General features: G+C 69.6%; 16 protein-coding genes. 5 read left to right on the top strand and 11 right to left on the bottom strand.

The annotated features are described in order from the left end of the window. Window positions 1-9 precede the first annotated feature (9 nt). Both SLW52_RS17860 and SLW52_RS17855 read left to right on the top strand, forming a co-directional pair. Window positions 10-936, top strand: a complete 927-nt coding sequence (locus SLW52_RS17860; RefSeq protein WP_295927857.1) for a DMT family transporter — start codon at window positions 10-12, stop codon at window positions 934-936. A 78-nt stretch (window positions 937-1,014) separates the two neighbouring features. Beyond that, window positions 1,015-1,527, top strand: a complete 513-nt coding sequence (locus tag SLW52_RS17855; RefSeq protein WP_152181955.1) for a DinB family protein — start codon at window positions 1,015-1,017, stop codon at window positions 1,525-1,527. A gap of 30 nt (window positions 1,528-1,557) precedes the next feature. Here the strand turns inward: SLW52_RS17855 and SLW52_RS17850 are convergent, their stop codons facing one another. Further along, window positions 1,558-2,478 carry a peptidylprolyl isomerase gene (locus SLW52_RS17850; RefSeq protein WP_148829574.1) on the bottom strand — a complete coding sequence of 307 codons (921 nt, stop codon included), beginning with the start codon at window positions 2,476-2,478 and terminating at the stop codon, window positions 1,558-1,560. Between the two features lie 101 nt (window positions 2,479-2,579). Further along, window positions 2,580-4,349 carry an XVIPCD domain-containing protein gene (locus SLW52_RS17845; RefSeq protein WP_267099340.1) on the bottom strand — a complete coding sequence of 590 codons (1,770 nt, stop codon included), beginning with the start codon at window positions 4,347-4,349 and terminating at the stop codon, window positions 2,580-2,582. A gap of 171 nt (window positions 4,350-4,520) precedes the next feature. Between SLW52_RS17845 and SLW52_RS17840 the strand changes: the two genes are divergently transcribed. Further along, on the top strand, window positions 4,521-4,886 hold the full coding sequence (locus tag SLW52_RS17840; RefSeq protein WP_017908804.1) for a PadR family transcriptional regulator: 366 nt from the start codon (window positions 4,521-4,523) through the stop codon (window positions 4,884-4,886). Beyond that, a complete protein-coding gene (locus tag SLW52_RS17835) occupies window positions 4,883-5,809 on the top strand; it encodes a sensor domain-containing protein (protein ID WP_295938696.1) in 927 nt (308 codons plus the stop codon). The genes SLW52_RS17840 and SLW52_RS17835 overlap by 4 nt, the downstream gene beginning before the upstream one ends. A gap of 45 nt (window positions 5,810-5,854) precedes the next feature. Here SLW52_RS17835 and phaZ read toward each other — a convergent pair whose 3' ends face one another. Together phaZ and SLW52_RS17825 are read right to left on the bottom strand one after the other, a co-directional pair. Beyond that, complete coding sequence (gene phaZ / locus SLW52_RS17830) at window positions 5,855-7,165, bottom strand: polyhydroxyalkanoate depolymerase (protein ID WP_043092494.1); 1,311 nt, start codon at window positions 7,163-7,165, stop codon at window positions 5,855-5,857. A 63-nt stretch (window positions 7,166-7,228) separates the two neighbouring features. Then, window positions 7,229-7,834: a class I SAM-dependent methyltransferase gene (locus tag SLW52_RS17825; protein WP_017908801.1), complete on the bottom strand. Its 606-nt coding sequence runs from the start codon at window positions 7,832-7,834 to the stop codon at window positions 7,229-7,231. Between the two features lie 81 nt (window positions 7,835-7,915). On the opposite strand from SLW52_RS17825, the gene SLW52_RS17820 reads away from it, so the two are divergent. Next, window positions 7,916-8,371 (top strand): CopD family protein, encoded by a 456-nt coding sequence (locus SLW52_RS17820; protein WP_320740856.1) that lies wholly within the window; start codon window positions 7,916-7,918, stop codon window positions 8,369-8,371. 59 nt (window positions 8,372-8,430) lie between these two features. Here SLW52_RS17820 and SLW52_RS17815 read toward each other — a convergent pair whose 3' ends face one another. From SLW52_RS17815 to lpxA, 7 genes are all read right to left on the bottom strand, one after another. Then, window positions 8,431-9,189, bottom strand: a complete 759-nt coding sequence (locus SLW52_RS17815) for a tetratricopeptide repeat protein (protein WP_017908799.1) — start codon at window positions 9,187-9,189, stop codon at window positions 8,431-8,433. A 24-nt stretch (window positions 9,190-9,213) separates the two neighbouring features. Next, window positions 9,214-10,173 carry an acetyl-CoA carboxylase carboxyltransferase subunit alpha gene (locus SLW52_RS17810; RefSeq protein WP_017908798.1) on the bottom strand — a complete coding sequence of 320 codons (960 nt, stop codon included), beginning with the start codon at window positions 10,171-10,173 and terminating at the stop codon, window positions 9,214-9,216. Window positions 10,174-10,288: 115 nt separating this feature from the next. Continuing rightward, entirely contained in the window at window positions 10,289-11,158 is an 870-nt protein-coding gene (locus SLW52_RS17805; protein WP_017912019.1) for a hypothetical protein, read from the bottom strand. Between the two features lie 55 nt (window positions 11,159-11,213). After that, window positions 11,214-14,804 (bottom strand): DNA polymerase III subunit alpha, encoded by a 3,591-nt coding sequence (dnaE, locus tag SLW52_RS17800; protein ID WP_320740855.1) that lies wholly within the window; start codon window positions 14,802-14,804, stop codon window positions 11,214-11,216. A 195-nt stretch (window positions 14,805-14,999) separates the two neighbouring features. Continuing rightward, window positions 15,000-15,692: a ribonuclease HII gene (locus SLW52_RS17795; RefSeq protein ID WP_320740854.1), complete on the bottom strand. Its 693-nt coding sequence runs from the start codon at window positions 15,690-15,692 to the stop codon at window positions 15,000-15,002. After that, window positions 15,689-16,999, bottom strand: a complete 1,311-nt coding sequence (lpxB, locus tag SLW52_RS17790) for a lipid-A-disaccharide synthase (RefSeq protein WP_320740853.1) — start codon at window positions 16,997-16,999, stop codon at window positions 15,689-15,691. The genes SLW52_RS17795 and lpxB overlap by 4 nt, the downstream gene beginning before the upstream one ends. Then, a complete protein-coding gene (gene lpxA / locus SLW52_RS17785; protein ID WP_152237374.1) occupies window positions 16,996-17,787 on the bottom strand; it encodes an acyl-ACP--UDP-N-acetylglucosamine O-acyltransferase in 792 nt (263 codons plus the stop codon). Before lpxA ends, lpxB begins: the two co-directional genes overlap by 4 nt. Window positions 17,788-17,798 lie beyond the last annotated feature (11 nt).

The following is a 17,798-nucleotide window of genomic DNA, read 5'->3' as shown; positions in this document are numbered from 1 at the left end:
GCCTCTTCCATGCCCACCTCCGATCCTTCCCTGCAGCCGGCCATCGCCTCCGCCGCTGCTGCCTCCGCATCCGACGGCGCGCCCGCCCGCGATTGGCGCACGCCGCTGGAACTGGGTTTCCTCGGCATCGTCTGGGGCTGCTCGTTCCTGTTCATGCGCGTGGCCGCGCCGCAGTTCGGCGCCTACGCGCTGGTGGAACTGCGCCTGGCGCTGGGCGCGGCGGTGCTGCTGCCGTTCCTGTGGCTGGCGCGGGCGCGCTTCCCGTTGCGGCGCTGGCCGACCCTGGCGGCGATCGGCTTGCTCAACTCGGCGCTGCCGTTCCTGCTCTTCGCCTGGGGCGCGCAACATGCGCCGGCGGCGATCGGCGCGATCTGCAACGCGATGACCGTGCTGTTCACCGCCTTGATCGCCTTCCTGTTTTTCGGCGAGAAGATCGGCACGCGCCGCGCGCTGGCGCTGTTGATCGGCTTCGCCGGCATCGTGGTGCTCGCCACCGGCAAGTCGGCCGGCATCAGCGTGGGCCCCGCCGCGCTGGCCGGCACCACTGCCTCCCTGCTGTACGGCATCGGCTACAGCCTGGTGAAGCGGCACATGAGCGATCTGCCGCCGGCCGCGGCGGCGGCGTCAACCCTGGGCTGCAGCGCGTTGCTGCTGGCGCCGCTGGCCTGGACGCACTGGCCGGCCGCACCGGTACCGGCGGTGGCCTGGGCCTGCGCCGGCGGCCTGGGCGTGCTCTGCACCGGCCTGGCGTTCCTGTTGTACTACCGGTTGATCCAGCGCATCGGCCCGGCGCGCGCGTCGACGGTGACCTATCTGGTGCCGGTGTTCGGCGCGCTGCTGGCCTGGGCGATCCTCGGCGAGCCGCTGACCTGGACCATGTTGCTGGCCGGCATGCTGATCCTGGGCAGCGTCGCCTTCAGCCAGCGCGCGCGGTAGCGGCGCAACTGGCAGGCGTGCGCGAGGACGTCGGCGCGCCGCAAATTCCGTGTCCACACTTTGCCTGAGAACGACGCAATGACCGATTCCCTGCTCGCATCGCAGTTCGCCTTCAAGGCCTGGGCCAACGCCGAACTGCTGCAGGCGCTGGCGCAGATCGATGGTGCGGCGTTTCCGGCGCAGCGGCAGCGCGCGATCCGGCTGTTGAACCATACCTACGTGGTGGACCGGATCTTCGCTGCGCACCTGGAGGGCGGCACGCATGCGTTCACCGCGAGCAATACGCCGCAGACGCCGGAACTGGAGGCGCTGGGTGCGGCGGTGGCCGAATCGGACCGGTGGTATGCCGACTATGTCGCCCGGATCGACGCGCCCGCCTTGCAGCAGACACTGGCCTTCCATTTCACCGATGGCGATGCCGGCCGCATGAGCCGAGAGGAAATGCTGTTCCACGTGCTCGCGCATGGCGCTTTCCACCGCGGCAACATCGCCATGCTGCTGACCGAGTGCGGCGTGGAGCAGCCGCGCGAACTGTTCACCCGCTTCCTGCACGCGCAGCAACCGCAGCGGCGCAGCGTCGGCGGCGCCTGAGCACGCACCGTCCGGCGCGCGCATGACGCGTCACTTCGGCGGCGTACGCACCGGCAGCGGCACATTGCACAGGTCGATGTGCCCGGCCGGGCGCTTGTAGAACGCGTCGCGGCGGTTGCGTCGCGCCTCGACCACCTCGCGGAAGGTGCGCGTATCCGTGCGCAGCAATTGCAGCGGGGTGCGTTCGTTCTCCGGCACGTCGCTGGCCAGGCGGATGGCGCGGATCGGGGTGCGTTGTTCGGGTTTTTCGTAGAAGCCCATCGGGTCCGGCCCGCGCGGGATCACGCTGAGCAGTTCCATGCCCTTGACCACGCGGCCGACCACGGTGATGTTGCGGTCCAGTTGCCGCGGCGATTGCCCGGTGACCACGTACAGTTCGGCGCCGATGCTGCTGTCTTCGTCGTTGTTGCGGCCGGCGCCGAGCGTGCCGTAGCAATGCGCCAGCCAGGCGGTGCCGGCCTTGGGATCGCGCGCCACCGGAAAGCCGTCGACGAAGCCCACCTGCGGCGCCCAGCCGTCGCGGTCGGGCAGGGGCTGGAACGCCAGGCCCGCGGCCGGGCGCTGGAATTCGGCGGGCAGGTGGGTCTTGGCGCTGCCCAGCGACCTGGCCTTGCCCGGCTCCTCGCCGTCGGGGTCGCCGAACTGCACCACGAAATTGTCCTGCGCGCGGTAGATGCTCAGGCCGTCCCAGAAGTGCTCGTGGGCCAGGGTGCGGATGTTGCCGACGTGTTGCGGCGCGAACGCCGGCGCCAGTTCGATGATCACCCGGCCGGTGTCCAGTTCCAGGTACAGCGTGTTCGCCGGATCCAACGTGCGCCAGTCGCTGGGCTTGGATGCGTCCAGGATCTGTTGCGGGCTGCGGTAGGGCACGGCCGGCGGCGGTGCCCCGGCCGACGCGGCGAAGGTGGACAGCGACAACGCGAGGGCGAGCAGGGAAGTGCGCAGCGGCATGAGGGCGGCCCGGTCGGTGAGCGCCCGATTCTCACCGAAGCGGCGGCCGCTGCCAATGTGCCGGCGGCATGGCGCGACCGCCGTGCCGCCGACAGCGCTGTCTACGACAGCGCGCGCTTCTGCGGTTCCTGTGTGTCCTGCACCGGCGCCTGGTTCGGCAGCGGCGGCAGCGCGGCCAGTTGCCTGGCGCTTTCCGCCGCCGGAATGGTGGCCGCCTGCGCGGCGTCCACGTAGGCCACCCGCTTGTCGCCGGCGCCGGGGTCGCCCTGCACCGCGAACACGCGGCCGTTGTCGTTGCGCAGCACGTGATCGACCTGGGTCAGGCCGTCGCGCCTGGCCGCCAGCAGCAAGTTGCTGGCGACGTTGGCGTCGTACGGGGTGAGCTTGCGCTCGATCGCCTGCTGCATCGCCTGTTGCCGCGGGTCGGCGGCGGCAGCGGCGTGCGGCTCCGGCCCGCTGCCGGTGGCGCGTGTCGGCGCCGTCGGCGACTTCTGCTCTGGCGTTTCGGCCTTGGCGTCGATGCGCTGCAGATCGCCGCCCGGCGTGCCGCCGGCGCTGTCGGCCACGCGGAACAGGCGCTCGCTCAGGCCGTACTGGGAATTGCCCAGGTTGCGCGCCAGGCCGATCGCGAAGTCCTGCGGACTTTGCTTGGCGTACTGCGCCGCCTCGTGCGCGGTCATCGGGCTGGCCTGCGCCGCGCGCTGGTACTGCTGACGCAGCGCATCCATCTGCCGCTCGGAGAAGTGCAGGGTGAGGTCCTGGCCGGCCTTCGCCGGACCCGCGGCACCGGCCTTGCCGGCGAGCACCGAGTTGAGCAGTTGCGCCTGGTTCTCGTCGACCTTGTCGAACTTGAACTGGTAGCTGCGTTCGTCCACGCGCTCGTTGTTCGCGGCGTCGAACTGGCGGGTCATGGTCATCGGCACGTTGCCGGCGTACTGCACCTTGCCGACCAGGCTGTAGCTGCCGTCGGCATAGGTGGTGCGCACGTTCTCCCCGGTGTTGCGCTGGCCGCCCAGCTCGGCCTTGAACGGGCCTACCCCGAGTTGGGCGCGGGTTTCCGAACTCATCGTGAGGCTTTCGACCTTCTGTACGTCGCTGACGCCGGGTACGTTGGCGGCGAGCTTGCCGCTGGCCAGGAAGTCGCGATAGGCGGCTTGCGCCTGCGGCTCGCGCAGGTCGAAGGTGGCGGTGCGCATGGTCGCCTGGCCGAGCGCGTCCTGGCGGCCGAGCATGGCCTGGGCGATGTCGGTCTTGAATCCGACCGCCTCCAGCCGCTCCAGCGCCTGGGTCGGGCCGACCGCCACGCGCACGCTGTGCTCGTCCACGCGCTGCACAGCGTAGCTCATGCCGGCCGCATCGGTGCGCTCGCTGGAGGTGGCCAAGCCGCGAAACGTCGCCTCCATCGAGGTCTTGGCGAAGGCCTGGCCATCGAGCTTGACGCTGCCGTCCACCGGGATGGTCTGCGGGTCGAACGGATTCACCTGGGCAGCGGCTTCGGCCTTGGCCTCGCCGGGCAGGCGCACCTCGTAGCGGCCGCGCTCGCCGACCGCCTGGGTCAGGCTGCCGTCGGCGGCCAGGCGCCCGGCCTTGAATGCGCCCTCGATGCGATGGCCCTGGGTGAACTCCATCTCCACGTTGAACACGGTCTTGCCGTCTTCCTGTTTGCTGCCGGCGCCGACCTTGCCGGTCTGCACCAAGGCGTACTCCAGTGGGCCACGCCTGGCTTCGGTGACCGTACGGCTGTACTCGAGGGAGCCTGCGCCAGCGTTCGGATCCCGCTTGATCGGGCCAGCGGAGTATTGGTTGCCGGAACTGGCGAAGCTCGGGTCGGTGGCTTGGCCGGGTTGCTGTTCGGTGGGGGACGGGCTCATGCGATACCTCCTGGAATACATGTGGAACGGAACCGTCACGAGTGTAGGGCGCGCGACGTTGTCGAAACGTTTGCCGCGGCAATCGCGGCGCCTGGGCGGCGTGCATGACCAATGGCACGATCACTATGTCGAACTCGGTACTAGTATCTAGATCAACCTAGCGAGGGCGCCATGGTCGAGCCGGATGCACAGCTGAAGAAATTCCAGAAGGAACTGAGCGCCGGCACCGTGTCGCTGGCCCTGCTGGCGGTACTGGCCGCGGCCGAGGCGCCGCTGTACGGCTACCTGATCGCCAAGCGCCTGGAGCAGGTGGGCGAGGGTGTGCTCAGCGGCAAGCAGAGTGCGCTGTATCCGGTGCTGCGCAACCTGGAGGCGGCCGGCCTGCTGTCCAGCCATGTCGAGCCGTCGGTGGCGGGGCCGCCACGGCGTTACTACCGCATCACCGCGGCGGGTCTTTCCACGCTGCGGCAATGGGCCGCGGCGTGGCGCGCCACCCGCGATTCCGTCGATTCCGTGCTGAAGGGGATTTCAGAATGAGCAGCGCACACACCGCACCGCGGCCCTTGCCGACCACCATTCCCGACTACCTGGCGCAACTGCGCGCGGCGCTGGCCGGCGCCGACCCCGCGCTGGTCCAGGACGCGCTGTACGACGCGGAGGAATACCTGCGTTCGGAGCTGGCCGAGCAGCCGGGCAAGAGCGAGGCCGAGGTCATCGCCGGCGTCGCCGGCAGCTACGGCGCACCGGAGGAAGTGGCTGAGATCTACCGCGATACCGAGGTCACGGTGAGCCGCGCGCTGAAGCCGCCGGCGCCGCCCAAGCGCAAATCGTTGCCCGGCCGCTTCTTCGGCGTGATCGCCGACCCGCGCGCCTACGGCAGCCTGTTCTACATGCTGCTGTCGCTGGTCACCGGCATCTTCTACTTCACCTGGTTGGTGACCGGCGTCAGCGTGTCGGCGGGCTTGCTGATCCTGATCGTCGGGGTGCCGCTGCTGGTGCTGTTCTTCGGGTCGGTGCGGCTGCTGTCGCTGGTGGAGGGCCGCGTGGTGGAAGTCCTGCTGGGCGAGCGCATGCCACGCCGGCCGCTGTACAGCGCGCCGCAACAGCCGTGGCTGCAGCGCATCGGGCAGATGTTCACCGATGCGCGCACCTGGACCACGATGCTGTACTTCCTGCTGATGCTGCCGCTGGGGATCGCCTACTTCACCGTGTTCGTCACCCTGCTCAGCACCGCGCTGGGGTTGGCCGCGGCACCACTGGGCCTGCTGTTCCCCGAGCACTTCTATCTTGGCGTGGCGTTCGGCGATCTCGGCGCCGCCGGTGCAGGTCTGTGGCTGCTGCCGCTGTCCACCGCATTGGGTGTCGTGTTGCTCTTTGTCACGCTGCACCTGGCGCGGGCCGTCGGCAAGCTGCACGGCCTGCTGGCCAAGCAACTACTGGTGCACAGCACGGGGCAATGACGAGGCGTCGCGGCCGGCGACCGCCGGCCGCGGGCGCGACGCGGCTCAGCCGGCCTTGCGGCTGCCGCGGCGCTTGAGCGGGGTGACGTTGCCGGCCGCCGGCGCGCGGCTGGCGCCGGCATTGGCGGCGATGAAGCTGCGCACCTGCGGATACACGATGTCGCGCCAGCGACGGCCGCTGAAGATGCCGTAATGGCCGGCGCCTTGCACTTCCAGGTGCTGGCGGCGCGCCGCGGGAATGCCGGTGCACAGGTCCTGCGCGGCGGCGGTCTGGCCCAGGCCGGAGATGTCGTCCAGTTCGCCTTCGATGCTGAGCAGCGCGGTGTCGCGGATCGCGGCCGGGTCGACGCGTTCGCCGTCGATCACCCATTCGCCGCGCGGCAGCAGGAATTCCTGGAACACCACGCGGATGGTGTCCAGGTAGTAGGTGGCCGGCATGTCCAGCACCGCGTTGTACTCGTCGTAGAAGCGGCGGTGCGCCTCGGCGTCCTGCAGGTCGCCCTTGACCAGGTTGGCGTAGAAATCCCAGTGCGACATGAAGTGCCGGCTCGGGTTCATCGCCAGGAAGCCGATGTGCTGCAGGAAGCCCGGGTAGACGGCGCGGCCGTGGCCGGGGTAGGCCGGCGGCACGGTATGGATGACGTTGTGCTCGAACCAGGACAGCGGGTTGCGCGTGGCCAGGTTGTTGACTTCGGTGGGGCTGCGGCGCGCGTCGATCGGCCCGCCCATCATCACCAGCGAGCGCGGCGTGGTCTCGCCGCGCCCGGCCATCAGCGACACCGCGGCCAGCACCGGCACGGTCGGCTGGCACACGCTCATCACGTGCAGCGATTCGGCGCCGATGTGGCGGATGAAGTCCTGCACGTAGCGCACGTAGTCGTCCAGGCCGAAGTCGCCTTCGGACTGCGGCACCATGCGCGCGTCGATCCAGTCGGTGACGTAGACCTTGTGGTCGCGCAGCAGGGTGCGCACGGTGTCGCGCAGCAGCGTGGCGTGGTGGCCGGACAGCGGCGCCACCACCAGCACGGCCGGCTGCTTCTTGAGTCCGTCCACGACCTTGGCGTCGTCGCTGAAGCGCTTGAAGCGCAGCAGGCGGCAGAACGGCTTCCGCAGCACTTCCTGCTCGACGATCGGCAGGGCGTGGCCGTCGACTTCGACATGGTCCAGCGCCCAGGCCGGCTTCTCGTAGTCCTTGCCGAGGCGGTGCATCAACTCGTTGCTCGCGGCCAGGCGCTCGGCGCCGGGCAGCGTCGACCACAGGCTGTTGGGGTCGGAGAAGATCTTGGCGTTGGCTTCGGCCTGGTGCACCCAGGGGGCGAGCAGGTTACGGGTCAGTTCGTGCCACTGGTAGAGCATGCCGGTGTTTCCATCCTGAGCGTATGCTGCCGTGCAGCATAACGCATCCGCGCGGTTTGCACCTTAATGGGGCACCAGACCAATCGTCTCCAGCGCCGCCGCATCCCCCGCCAGCGCTGGCGCCAGCCAGCAATGACTGCCCACCGGGCGCAGCCCGAGCGCACCGAACTGGCGCCGGTACCAGCGTGCCGCGCGGGGCTGGAAGCCGGCGTGGTCGCCGTCGAAGTCGTCCTCGGCGGCGAAGGTCTCCAGGAACGCCACGCCGCCGCACAGCTCCACCAGGCCAGGCAGGCCCTGGCGCAACTCGCGGCTGGGCACGTAGTGCAGCACGTCCGAACACACCAGCAGGTCCACCGGTGCGCACGGCCGCAGCCAGGCGAAATCGCCGAAGCGCGCCGGGTGCAGGTTGCGGTGGCGGCCGTAGCGGGCGACCGCGTAGTCGCTGCTGTCGAAGCCGAGGTAGTGCAGTTTCGGCCGCAGCTTCAGCAGCGGCGCGCGCCAGGCGCCTTCCCCGCAGCCGATGTCGAGCACGCTGCGGATCGGCCGTTCCAGGTAGTACTCGGCCTGGGCCACGGCGAGCGCGACCTTGCGCGCCAGGCGCGCCGCGTCGCCGATGCCGTCGCGGCGATACCAGCGCTGGAAGTAGTCGGCGTCGTACTGTTTGTCCATGCGGGCGTGTGGTCCGTGCGGGCGCCGGACGAATCGGCGAAAATGGCCGCACATCCTACGCCAGCGACCTGGAGCCAGCGCATGCAACTCTACCTGTGGATCAAGTCCCTGCATCTGCTGTTCGTGATCGCATGGATGGCGGCGGTGTTCTACCTGCCGCGGATCCTGGTCAACATCGCCGAGAGCGCGGGCCAGCCGCAGGTGCAGGAGCGCCTGGCGCTGATGGGGCGGCGCCTGTACCGCTTCGGCCACATGATGTTCGGCCTGGCGCTGCTGCTGGGACTGACCCTGTGGCTGGGCTACAAGGTGCTGCCGGACTTCCCGACCATGGTCGCGCCCGGCCACAGCGGCTGGCTGCACGCCAAGCTCGGCCTGGTGGCGCTGATGCTGGCCTACTACATCTTCACCGGCCGTTGGCTCAAGCGCGTCGGCCAGGCCGGCGCGCTGCCGTCCTCGCGCGCGCTGCGCCTGTTCAACGAGCTGCCGGTGCTCGCGCTGCTGGTGGTGATCTGGCTGGTGCTGGCCAAGCCGTTTTGAGCGGGGATTGGGGATTCGAAAGTCCCCGTTTCCGACCCTTTCCGGGTTTGCGCCAGCAGCTAGGCGTTGCGGCTGTCGAGTTGCTTCAGTTCGCTGCGGGCCAGGTCGATCCACTGGCGTTGGTCGCGCTGGTAGTAGCGCGGGGCCAGGCTGGAGCGCTTCAGCACTTCGTTGAACACTTCGCCGGCGCGCTGCGGCTGGCCCGCGCGCTGCAGCAGTTGCGCGTAGCGCACGCGCGCTTCTTCGCCGGGGTAGTCGTCGGCGAGCGCGGCGTATTCCTCCAGCGCCGCGTCGGTCTGGCCCAGCGCCTCGGTGGCGCGCGCGTAGAGCAGGTGGCCGTCTTGCGAGCGGAACTGCGGGTTGGCGGCGATCAGCCGGTCCAGCGTGGCTTTCACCGCGGCCGGCTGGTCCAGGCCGAACTGCGCCTTGGCCAGTCCGAGCAGTAGTCCGGGGTCGTCGCGGTGGATGCCGCGCAAGCCGCTCTCGAACACCTCGGCCGCCTGCGCGTACTCGCCGTTATCCAGGTGCACCTCGGCCAGTTGCCGGCGGTTGTCCACGGTGTCGGCCAGTTCCAGGCGATTGCCGGCGGTGCGCTTGTCGCGGTTCGGATCGAGCGTGGCGCCGACCTTGCGCAGATGGCGGCGCGCGCGCGGATCGTTGCGCCACTCCGGCAGCAGTTCGGCGATCACGTAGATCAGGATCCCCAGATACGAAAAGATCAGCAGGATGAAGATCCAATACAGCGGGCGGCCGCTGCGCACCACGTGCACGCAGCAGGCCAACTGCAAGGCCAGCGACAGCAGGACGATGGGATTCATGGACAACGCTTCCTTGTGTCGCGATCAGGCCGCTTCGTACGCCCCGTAGCTGCGCAGACGCGCGTAGCGCTTCTCCAGCAACTGCTCGATCGGCAGCTGTTCCAGGGCGTCCAGTTCGTTGAGCAGGACCGCCTTCAGGCGCTTGGCCATCTGCGTGGGGTTGCGGTGGGCGCCGCCGATCGGTTCGCGGATCACCTTGTCGACCAGGCCCAGTGCGGACAGACGCTTGGCGGTCAGGCCGAGTTGCTCGGCGGCGTCCTTGGCCTTGGAGGCGTCCTTCCACAGGATCGAGGCGCAGCCTTCCGGCGAGATCACCGAGTAGGTGCCGTATTCCAGCATCAGGGTGCGGTCGCCCACGCCGATCGCCAGCGCGCCGCCGGAGCCGCCTTCGCCGATCACGGTGCAGATCACCGGCACCTTCAGCTCGGCCATCTCCAGCAGGTTGCGCGCGATCGCTTCGCTCTGGCCGCGCTCCTCGGCGCCGATGCCGGGGTAGGCGCCGGGGGTGTCGATGAAGGTCAGCAGCGGCAGCTTGAAGCGCTCGGCCAGCTTCATCAGGCGCAGCGCCTTGCGGTAGCCCTCCGGGCGCGGCATGCCGAAATTGCGCGCGATCTTGCTCTTGGTGTCGCGGCCCTTCTGGTGGCCGATGATCACCACCGCGCGGCCGTCGATGCGGCCGAGGCCGCCGACGATGGCCTTGTCGTCGGCGAACGCGCGGTCGCCGGCCAGTTCCTGGAACTCGTCGCAGAACACGTTGATGTAGTCCAGCGTGTACGGGCGCTGCGGATGCCGCGCCAACTGCGAGATCTGCCACGAGGACAGGTCGCGGAAGATCTGCGCGGTGCGCACCCGCAGCTTGTCCTCCAGCGCACCCACCTCGGCGTCGACGTTGACCGCCGGGCCGGTGCTGGCGTTGCGCAGTTCCTGGATCTTGGCTTCCAGATCGGCGATGGGTTGCTCGAAGTCGAGGTAGTTCGGGTTCATTGGAAGCCGTCGGATGGATCAAAGGTGGGGAAGCTTAGCCGAATGTACGGCAACTGCCCGTACGCTCCGGTGTGGAAAGGTCGGCGGGGCGCGGCTGGCCGGGGGCGGCGGCGGTTCAGGGAACGACCAGCGCACTGCGCCCGGTCAGCTCGCCGAAGGCGTGCACGAAGGTGTTGCATGCCTCGTTGGCCGAGGGCGGCAGCGAGGCGCCCAGCGTCGCGGTGGCGGTGGTGAACGCCATCTGCGCCTGGAAGGCTTCCTTGCGCAGGGCACGCTGCGCGTCGGCGCTGGTCGCGCGCAGGTGGCGCGCGTAGAGCGCGCGCAGCGGGCCGGCATGGGCCTCGTAGGCCGGGTCCAGCGGCGGCAACGTCGCCGGGGCCTTCTCCAGCGCGAAGCGCGGCGTCACGTAACGGCCCGGCCGCGCGCGCTCGAACGCGCCGGGCTGGCCCATGCCGGTCTCGACGTAGGCGATGAAGTCCGGCGCAGTGAAGATCTTGCGGTCGATCTTGCCGCCGCTGGCATCGACATGCGCGACGACCTGCTCGTCCGGGAACGGCTCGCGCACGCCGAAGGTCCAGTCCTTGTCGATGAACAGGTCGTGGGTCTGTTTGAACGGGCCTTCGAAGGTGACGCCGTTCAGTTCGATCCGCGCGTTGATCGAACCGAAGTTCTTTGCCTTGTCCGGGCCGGTGAGGTAGATCGCGTTCGCGGTCACGTACTCGCTCAGGGTCGGATTGATCAGCCCGCCCCTGGTATCGGCGTAGACGATGAAGCGCACATCGCCCAGGCGTTCGCTGCGCAGGTGGTGCTCGCCGGCCGCCAACGTCACCGGCTGCGCCTGCTGCGCCGGCACCTGCAGGGTCTTGCCGTCGAGCGTGATCGACAGCGGCGCGGTGGTGGGGTTGTCGATCTGGAAGTCGACCTTGGACGAGGAGCACGCCGCCAGCGCGAGCGCGGCAGCGAACGGGAACAGCACGGTCTTCATCGCGGCATCCTTCCTTCGGCCATGTGCAACGGGCGCGCCGCGCTGCGCGCCAGGCTCAGTTCGCCCATGGCGGGTTGTATTTGACCTTCACCGCGCGCACCGCCGGGTCGCCGCGCAGGGCGTCCAGCAGCTGCGGGTCCACGCGCACCGAATGGCTGCCGTTGAGGTCGAGCATGCCGGCGATGCCGCCCTGCGCCGACTGCAGCAGCAGGTCCAGGCGCAGGGGGGTCTTGCCCGGGCGGTGGCGGGCGAGCAGGCCGTCGATGCGCGGCCAGGCGCTGCGCTGGCGCAGGTCCAGGCGCAGCGACAGGCGCTGCGCGTGGTGCGTGCAGATCTGTTCGTAGTCCCAGCACTGGCGGATGCGCATCGCGTAGCCGCCGTTGAATTCGTCCTCGCGCACGCCGCCCTTGACGATCAGGATGCGGTCGCGGGTCAGCAGGTGGCCGAACTCGGCGATGGCGTCGGAGAATGCGCTGCACTCGATGCGGCCGCGGCCGTCCTCCAGTTGCACGAACACCTGGCTGTCGCCCTTGCGGCGCACGCCGACCACCTGGCCGGCGAGGATCGCGCTGACCTCCGGGCGCCAGGCGCGCTTCTCGCCGTCGCCGCCACCGCCGCGGCCGCCGCCGGATTGCGCGCAGATCTTCTCCAGCGCGCTCAGGTCGCAGCCAACCAGTTCGCGCACTTCGTCGCGGTACGGATCGAACGGATGGCCGCTGAGGTAGAAGCCCAGCGTCTCGCGCTCGCCGGCCAGCAACTGGCCCAGCGGCCATTCCTTGCTTTCCGGCAGGTCCAGGCGCAGCGCCGGCGCGCTGGTGTCGGCGCCGCCGAATAGCGAGTTCTGCCCGGAGGCGCGCTCGCGCGCCATCTGCTCGGTGGCCTTCATCACCTCCGGCAACTGCAGCATCAGCGTGGCGCGGTTGCTGCCCAGCCCGTCCATCGCGCCGGCGTTGATCATCGCTTCCAGCGTGCGCTTGTTGAGCTTGGCCGATTCCACGCGGGTGCAGAAATCCAGCAGCGAGGCGTACTCGCCGCCACGCTCGCGCTCGGCCACGATCGCCTCGCAGGCGCCGCGGCCCACGCCCTTGATCGCGCCCAGGCCGTACTGGATGGTGTCCGGCGTGGCCGCCTCGAACATGTAGGCCGAGGCGTTGATGCGCGGCGGCAGCACGGTCAGGCCGAGGTTGCGCACCTCGTCGAGGAAGCCGACCACCTTGTCGGTGTTGTCCATGTCCGAGGACAGCGTGGCCGCCATGAACTCGGCCGGGTAATGGCGTTTCAGCCACGCGGTCTGGTAGCTGACCAGCGCGTAGGCGGCGGCGTGCGACTTGTTGAAGCCGTAGCCGGCGAACTTCTCCATCAGGTCGAAGATTTCGTCGGCCTTGGCCTCGCCGACGCCGCCCTTGGCCGCGCCCTCGCGGAAGATCTCGCGGTGCTTGGCCATTTCCGCCGGCACCTTCTTGCCCATCGCGCGGCGCAGCAGGTCGGCGCCGCCCAGCGAGTAGCCGCCGACGATCTGCGCCATCTGCATCACCTGCTCCTGGTACACCATGATGCCGTAGGTGTCCTTCAGGATCGCTTCGGTGCGCGGATCGGGATAGACGATCTCCTCCTGCCCGTGCTTGCGCGCGTTGAACGAGGGGATCAGGTCCATCGGGCCGGGGCGGTACAGCGACACCAGCGCGATGAGATCTTCGAAGCGGTCGGGGCGGGCGTCCTTCAGCAGCCGGCGCATGCCCGAGGATTCGAACTGGAACACCGCGCCGGTGTTGCCCGAGGCGAAAATGCCCTTGTAGGTCGGCGCATCGTCGAGCGGGATCGCGGCGATCTCCACCGGCGGGACGCCGGCGCGCGCGTGGCGCACGTTGATCGCCTTCACCGCCCAGTCGATGATGGTCAGGGTGCGCAGGCCGAGGAAGTCGAACTTGACCAGGCCGACCTGCTCGACATCGTCCTTGTCGAACTGGGTGACCGGGTTCTTGCCGAAATTGTCGACGTCGTGTTCGGCGAACAGCGGGCAGAAGTCGGACAGCGGCGTCGGCGCGATCACCACGCCGCCGGCGTGCTTGCCGGCGTTGCGGGTGAGGTCCTCGAGCTGCCGCGCCAGGTCCATCAGGTCGCGGACGTCGTCCTCGGCCTGGTAGCGCTGGATCAGCTCCGGCGAGGCCATCTCGCTGTCCTTGCCTTCGCCCATCGCATCCTTCAGCGTGATGCCGAGGATGTTGGGGATCAGCTTGGCGACGCCGTCGACCAGGCCGTACGGGAAGCCGAGCACGCGGCCGCAGTCGCGCACCACCGCCTTGGCCGCCATGGTGCCGTAGGTGATGATCTGGCTGACCCGGTCGCGGCCGTACTTGCGCGCCACGTAGTCGATCACCTCGTCGCGGCGATCCATGCAGAAGTCGATGTCGAAGTCGGGCATCGACACGCGTTCCGGGTTGAGGAAGCGCTCGAACAGCAGGTTGTACGGCAGCGGATCCAGGTCGGTGATCTGCAGCGCCCACGCCACCAGCGAACCGGCGCCGGAGCCGCGGCCCGGGCCGATCGGGATGCCCTGGTTCTTGCCCCACTGGATGAAGTCGGCCACGATCAGGAAGTAGCCGGGGAAGCCCATCTTGATGATGGTGTCCAGCTCGAACTCGAGCCTGTCCACGTAGTCCTGGCGGGTCTTGCCGGGCGCCAGCGGGTTCTTTTCCAGGCGCGCGGCCAGGCCGTCGCGCGACTGGCTGCGGATCCAGCTGTCCAGCGTCTCGTCGTCGGGCACCGGATAGGCGGGCAGGAAGTAGGTGCCCAGCTGCATCTCGATGTTGCAGCGTTGCGCCAGCGCCAGGGTGTTGTCGATCGCGTCGGGGATGTCGGCGAACAGCGCGGCCATCTCCTCGGCCGACTTCAGGTACTGCTGGTCGCTGTAGTCGCGCGGGCGCTTGGGATCGTCGAGCACGCGGCCGGAGGAGATGCACACGCGCGCCTCGTGCGCGGCGAAGTCGCTGGCGTACAGGAAGCGCACGTCGTTGCTGGCGATCACCGGCAGGCCGCGGGTGCCGGCGGCGTGCAGGGCGAACTGGTTGAACGCCTCCTCGCCGTCGCGGCCGGTGCGGGTCAGTTCCAGGTGCAGGCCATCGCCGAAGATGCGCTGCCAGTCGGCCAGTTGCTGCTCGGCCAGGTCGTGGCGGCCTTCGCTGGCCAGGCGCCCGGCCAGGCTCTCGCGGCCGGCCAGCGCGAACAGGTTGTCGCTGCCGGTCTGCAGCCATTCCGGGTGCAGCGCCACGCCGCCTTCGTTGCGGTGGCCTTCCAGCCAGGCGCGGGTCAGCAGTCGCGACAGGCTCAGGTAGCCGTCGCGATTGCGGCACAGCACGGTCAGCCGCCACGGCGCCTGGGTGCCGTCGGCGATCAGCAGGTCGGCGCCGGCGATCGGCTTGATGCCCACGCCCTCGGCGGCCTTGTAGAACTTGACCAGCGCGAACAGGTTGTTGAGGTCGGTGACCGCCAGCGCGGGCAGGTCCAGCTCCACCGCGCGGCTGAGCAGGTTGGCCTGCTTGGCTTTCTTCGGGTCAGCCTGATCCGGTTTCTCGGGCACACGGATGGTCGAATCCGCCAGCGAGAACTCGGTGTGGATGTGCAGATGGGCGAAGCGGGAAGTGGACATGCGGAACCAGAGCGATGCCCGGGCAGGGTAGCGGCGGGGGGCGAGCCGGGCAAGGCTTGACAGGTGGAAGAGCCGGGACCGGGGACCCGGGGCCCGGGACCCGGAAAAGCAAAAGCCAGGACTGCCGTCCGCGCACGTGCTTGGGAGCATCGCGTGATCGGCGTGGACACCGGTAAGTGGCGTCGAATTCGGAGCCTATGCGACCAGTTGCCGTTCCGGGTCCCGGGTCCCGGGCTCCGGGTCCCGGCTTTCCAGGGCCATCCGCACCGGCGCGAAGCTGCGCCGGTGGTGGATGCAGGGGCCGTGCGCGGCCAGTGCGGCCAGGTGTGCCGGGGTGGCGTAGCCCTTGTGCAGGTCGAAGCCGTAGTGCGGGTGTTCGTCGTGCAGGCGCTGCATGATCCGGTCGCGGGTGACCTTGGCCACGATCGAGGCGGCCATGATCGCGCGGTCGCGGGCATCGCCGCCGACCAGCGCCTCGGCGGCGCAGGGCAGACCCTTGGGCACGCGGTTGCCGTCGATGCGGGCGAAGCCGGCCACGTGGGCCACGCCCTCGACCGCGCGGCGCATGCCTAGCATGGTCGCCTGGTAGATGTTCAGCCGGTCGATCTCCTCGGCCTCGATCAGCACCACCTGCCAGGCCAGCGCGCGCTCGACGATGCGCGCATACAGCGTCTCGCGGCGCGCCGCGGTCAGCTGCTTGGAATCGTCCAGCCCGTTGATGCGGGTGCGCGCCGGATCGAACACCACCGCCGCCACCGCCACCGGCCCGGCCAGGGGGCCGCGGCCGGCTTCGTCGACGCCGGCGTAGAGCCGGGAATCGGGAGTGGGGAATGGGGAATGGGACAAAAGCGACTGCTGCGGCGACGGCGGGGGAAGGGAGCGCTTCATGCCGTTGCTCCTGTCGATTCCCGATTCCCGATTCCCGATTCCCGGCCCTCCAGCAATTCGAGCACCGCATCGGCCGCGCGCGCCGAGGCGTCCTGGCGCAGCAGCAGGTGCAGGCGTTCGTATTCGTGCTGCAGCGCCGCCACCGCCTGCGGGTTGCGCAGCCAGTGCAGCAGCGCGGCGGCCAGGGCGTCGGGGGTGCAGGCGTCCTGCATCAGTTCCGGCGCCAGGTCGTGGCCGGCGAGGATGTTGGGCAGGGCGTAGCGGTCCACCTTCAGCAGGCCCAGCGCCTTGACGATGCGGTAGGTGAGCGGGGCGACCTTGTAGCCGACCACCATCGGCCGCTTCACCAGCATGGCTTCCAGGGTCGCGGTGCCGGAGGCCAGCAGCACCGCATCGGCGGCGAGCAGCGCGGTGCGCGCGTGGCCGTCCAGCACTTGGGTGGCGGCCGCCGGCAAGGCCGAGCGCGCGAGTTGTTCTTCGATCAGCGCCTTGCACGCGGCATTGGCGGCCGGCACCAGCACGCGCGCGTCCGGCAGCTGCTGCAGCACCTGCGCGGCGGCGGCGAAGAAGGTGTCGCCGAGCTTGCCGATCTCGCCCAGGCGGCTGCCCGGCAACACCGCTAGCACCGGCACGTCGGCGGCCACGCCCAGGGACGCACGCGCCGCGCCGCGGTCTTCGTGCAGCGCGATCGCATCGGCCATGGGGTGGCCGACGAAGCGCGCGTCCACGCCGTGCTTGGCGTAGATCGGCGGCTCCATCGGGAACAGGCACAGCACCCGGTCGGCGCTGGCGCCGATCTTGGCCGCGCGCTGCTCGCGCCAGGCCCATACCGATGGACTGACGTAATGCACGGTGCGCAGCCCGCGCTGCTTCAGCCAGCGCTCCACGCCCAGGTTGAAGTCGGGGGCATCAATGCCGACGAACACGTCCGGGCGCCAGGCCAGCAGCCGCTCGCGCAGCGCGCGGCGCAGCTTCAGCAGGCGCGGCAGGTGCCGCAGCACTTCCAGCAGACCCATCACCGCCAGCTCGCTGGCGTCGAACCAGGTCTGGCACCCGGCCTGGCGCATCGCCTCGCCCCCGACCCCGGCGAACTCGGCGTCGGGGTAGCGCGCGCGCAGCGCCTCGATCAGCCCCGCACCCAGCAGGTCGCCGGAGGCTTCGCCGGCGACCAGGGCGATGCGCAGCGGTGTTGCGCGGGGATTGGGGATTGGGGATTGGGGATTCGCAACAGCGGACGCGGCGCTATCGGCACCGGCAATGCTGCCGTTGCCAATCCCGAATCCCGAATCCCGAATCCCGGCCGTCATCGCAACAACGGCCGCTCGCTGGATTCGATGAACTCCAGCATCGCGCGCACGTCCTCGCTGCCTTCGGCCAGCACCGCCAACTGGTGCTTGGCCTCGGCCAGCGGCAGGCCGGCCACGTACAGCGCGCGGTAGGCGCGCTTGATCGCGGCCACGCGCTCGGGATCGAAGCCGCGGCGCTTCAGGCCTTCGCTGTTGATGCCGCGCGGGCGGCCCAGGGAATTGCCGCCGACCATGGTGAACGGCGGCACGTCGCCGTTGATCAGCGCGCCCATGCCGAGGAAGGCGTGATCGCCGATGCGGCAGAACTGGTGCGCGCCGGCGAAGCCGCTGATGATCACGTGGTCGCCCACTTCCACGTGCCCGGCCAGGGTGGTGTTGTTGGAGAACACGCAATGGTTGCCGACGATGCAGTCGTGGGCGACGTGGGTATAGGCGAGGAACCAGTTGTCGCTGCCCACGCGGGTGATGCCGCCGCCGCTGCCGGTGCCGCGGCTGACGGTGACGAACTCGCGGATCACGTTGCGGTCGCCGATCACCAGTTCGGTGCGTTCGCCGGCGAACTTCTTGTCCTGCGGGTCGCCGCCGAGCGCGACGTGGCCGACCAGGCGGTTGTCGCGGCCGAGCCGGGTCGGGCCGACGATGCTGCAATGCGAGCCGATCTCGCAGCCTTCGCCGATCTCCACCTCGGCGCCGATCACGGTGAAGGCGCCGACGCGCACGTTGGCGGCGAGTTTCGCGCCGGGATCGATGATCGCGGAGGGGTGAATCAGGGGAGCGTTGGCGCTCATCGCAGGTCTCC

It is taken from the genome of Xanthomonas sp. LF02-5 (genome assembly GCF_034105325.1).
Taxonomy (GTDB): Bacteria; Pseudomonadota; Gammaproteobacteria; order Xanthomonadales; family Xanthomonadaceae; genus Xanthomonas_A; species Xanthomonas_A sontii.
Note: the sequence above shows the minus strand (reverse complement) of the source record. Positions and strands in the feature narration are given on the sequence as shown.

Excerpts from the sequence above, each read along its gene's own strand:
- SLW52_RS17810 (WP_017908798.1), bottom strand. The coding sequence starts at position 10,173 with ATGAACCCGAACTACCTCGACTTCGAGCAACCCATCGCCGATCTGGAA.
- SLW52_RS17795 (WP_320740854.1), bottom strand. The coding sequence starts at position 15,692 with ATGAAGCGCTCCCTTCCCCCGCCGTCGCCGCAGCAGTCGCTTTTGTCC.
- dnaE (WP_320740855.1), bottom strand. The coding sequence starts at position 14,804 with ATGTCCACTTCCCGCTTCGCCCATCTGCACATCCACACCGAGTTCTCG.
- SLW52_RS17815 (WP_017908799.1), bottom strand. The coding sequence starts at position 9,189 with ATGAATCCCATCGTCCTGCTGTCGCTGGCCTTGCAGTTGGCCTGCTGC.
- lpxA (WP_152237374.1), bottom strand. The coding sequence starts at position 17,787 with ATGAGCGCCAACGCTCCCCTGATTCACCCCTCCGCGATCATCGATCCC.
- SLW52_RS17835 (WP_295938696.1), top strand. The coding sequence starts at position 4,883 with ATGAGCAGCGCACACACCGCACCGCGGCCCTTGCCGACCACCATTCCC.
- SLW52_RS17855 (WP_152181955.1), top strand. The coding sequence starts at position 1,015 with ATGACCGATTCCCTGCTCGCATCGCAGTTCGCCTTCAAGGCCTGGGCC.
- SLW52_RS17820 (WP_320740856.1), top strand. The coding sequence starts at position 7,916 with ATGCAACTCTACCTGTGGATCAAGTCCCTGCATCTGCTGTTCGTGATC.
- SLW52_RS17825 (WP_017908801.1), bottom strand. The coding sequence starts at position 7,834 with ATGGACAAACAGTACGACGCCGACTACTTCCAGCGCTGGTATCGCCGC.
- SLW52_RS17860 (WP_295927857.1), top strand. The coding sequence starts at position 10 with ATGCCCACCTCCGATCCTTCCCTGCAGCCGGCCATCGCCTCCGCCGCT.
- SLW52_RS17850 (WP_148829574.1), bottom strand. The coding sequence starts at position 2,478 with ATGCCGCTGCGCACTTCCCTGCTCGCCCTCGCGTTGTCGCTGTCCACC.
- lpxB (WP_320740853.1), bottom strand. The coding sequence starts at position 16,999 with ATGACGGCCGGGATTCGGGATTCGGGATTCGGGATTGGCAACGGCAGC.
- SLW52_RS17805 (WP_017912019.1), bottom strand. The coding sequence starts at position 11,158 with ATGAAGACCGTGCTGTTCCCGTTCGCTGCCGCGCTCGCGCTGGCGGCG.
- SLW52_RS17845 (WP_267099340.1), bottom strand. The coding sequence starts at position 4,349 with ATGAGCCCGTCCCCCACCGAACAGCAACCCGGCCAAGCCACCGACCCG.
- phaZ (WP_043092494.1), bottom strand. The coding sequence starts at position 7,165 with ATGCTCTACCAGTGGCACGAACTGACCCGTAACCTGCTCGCCCCCTGG.
- SLW52_RS17840 (WP_017908804.1), top strand. The coding sequence starts at position 4,521 with ATGGTCGAGCCGGATGCACAGCTGAAGAAATTCCAGAAGGAACTGAGC.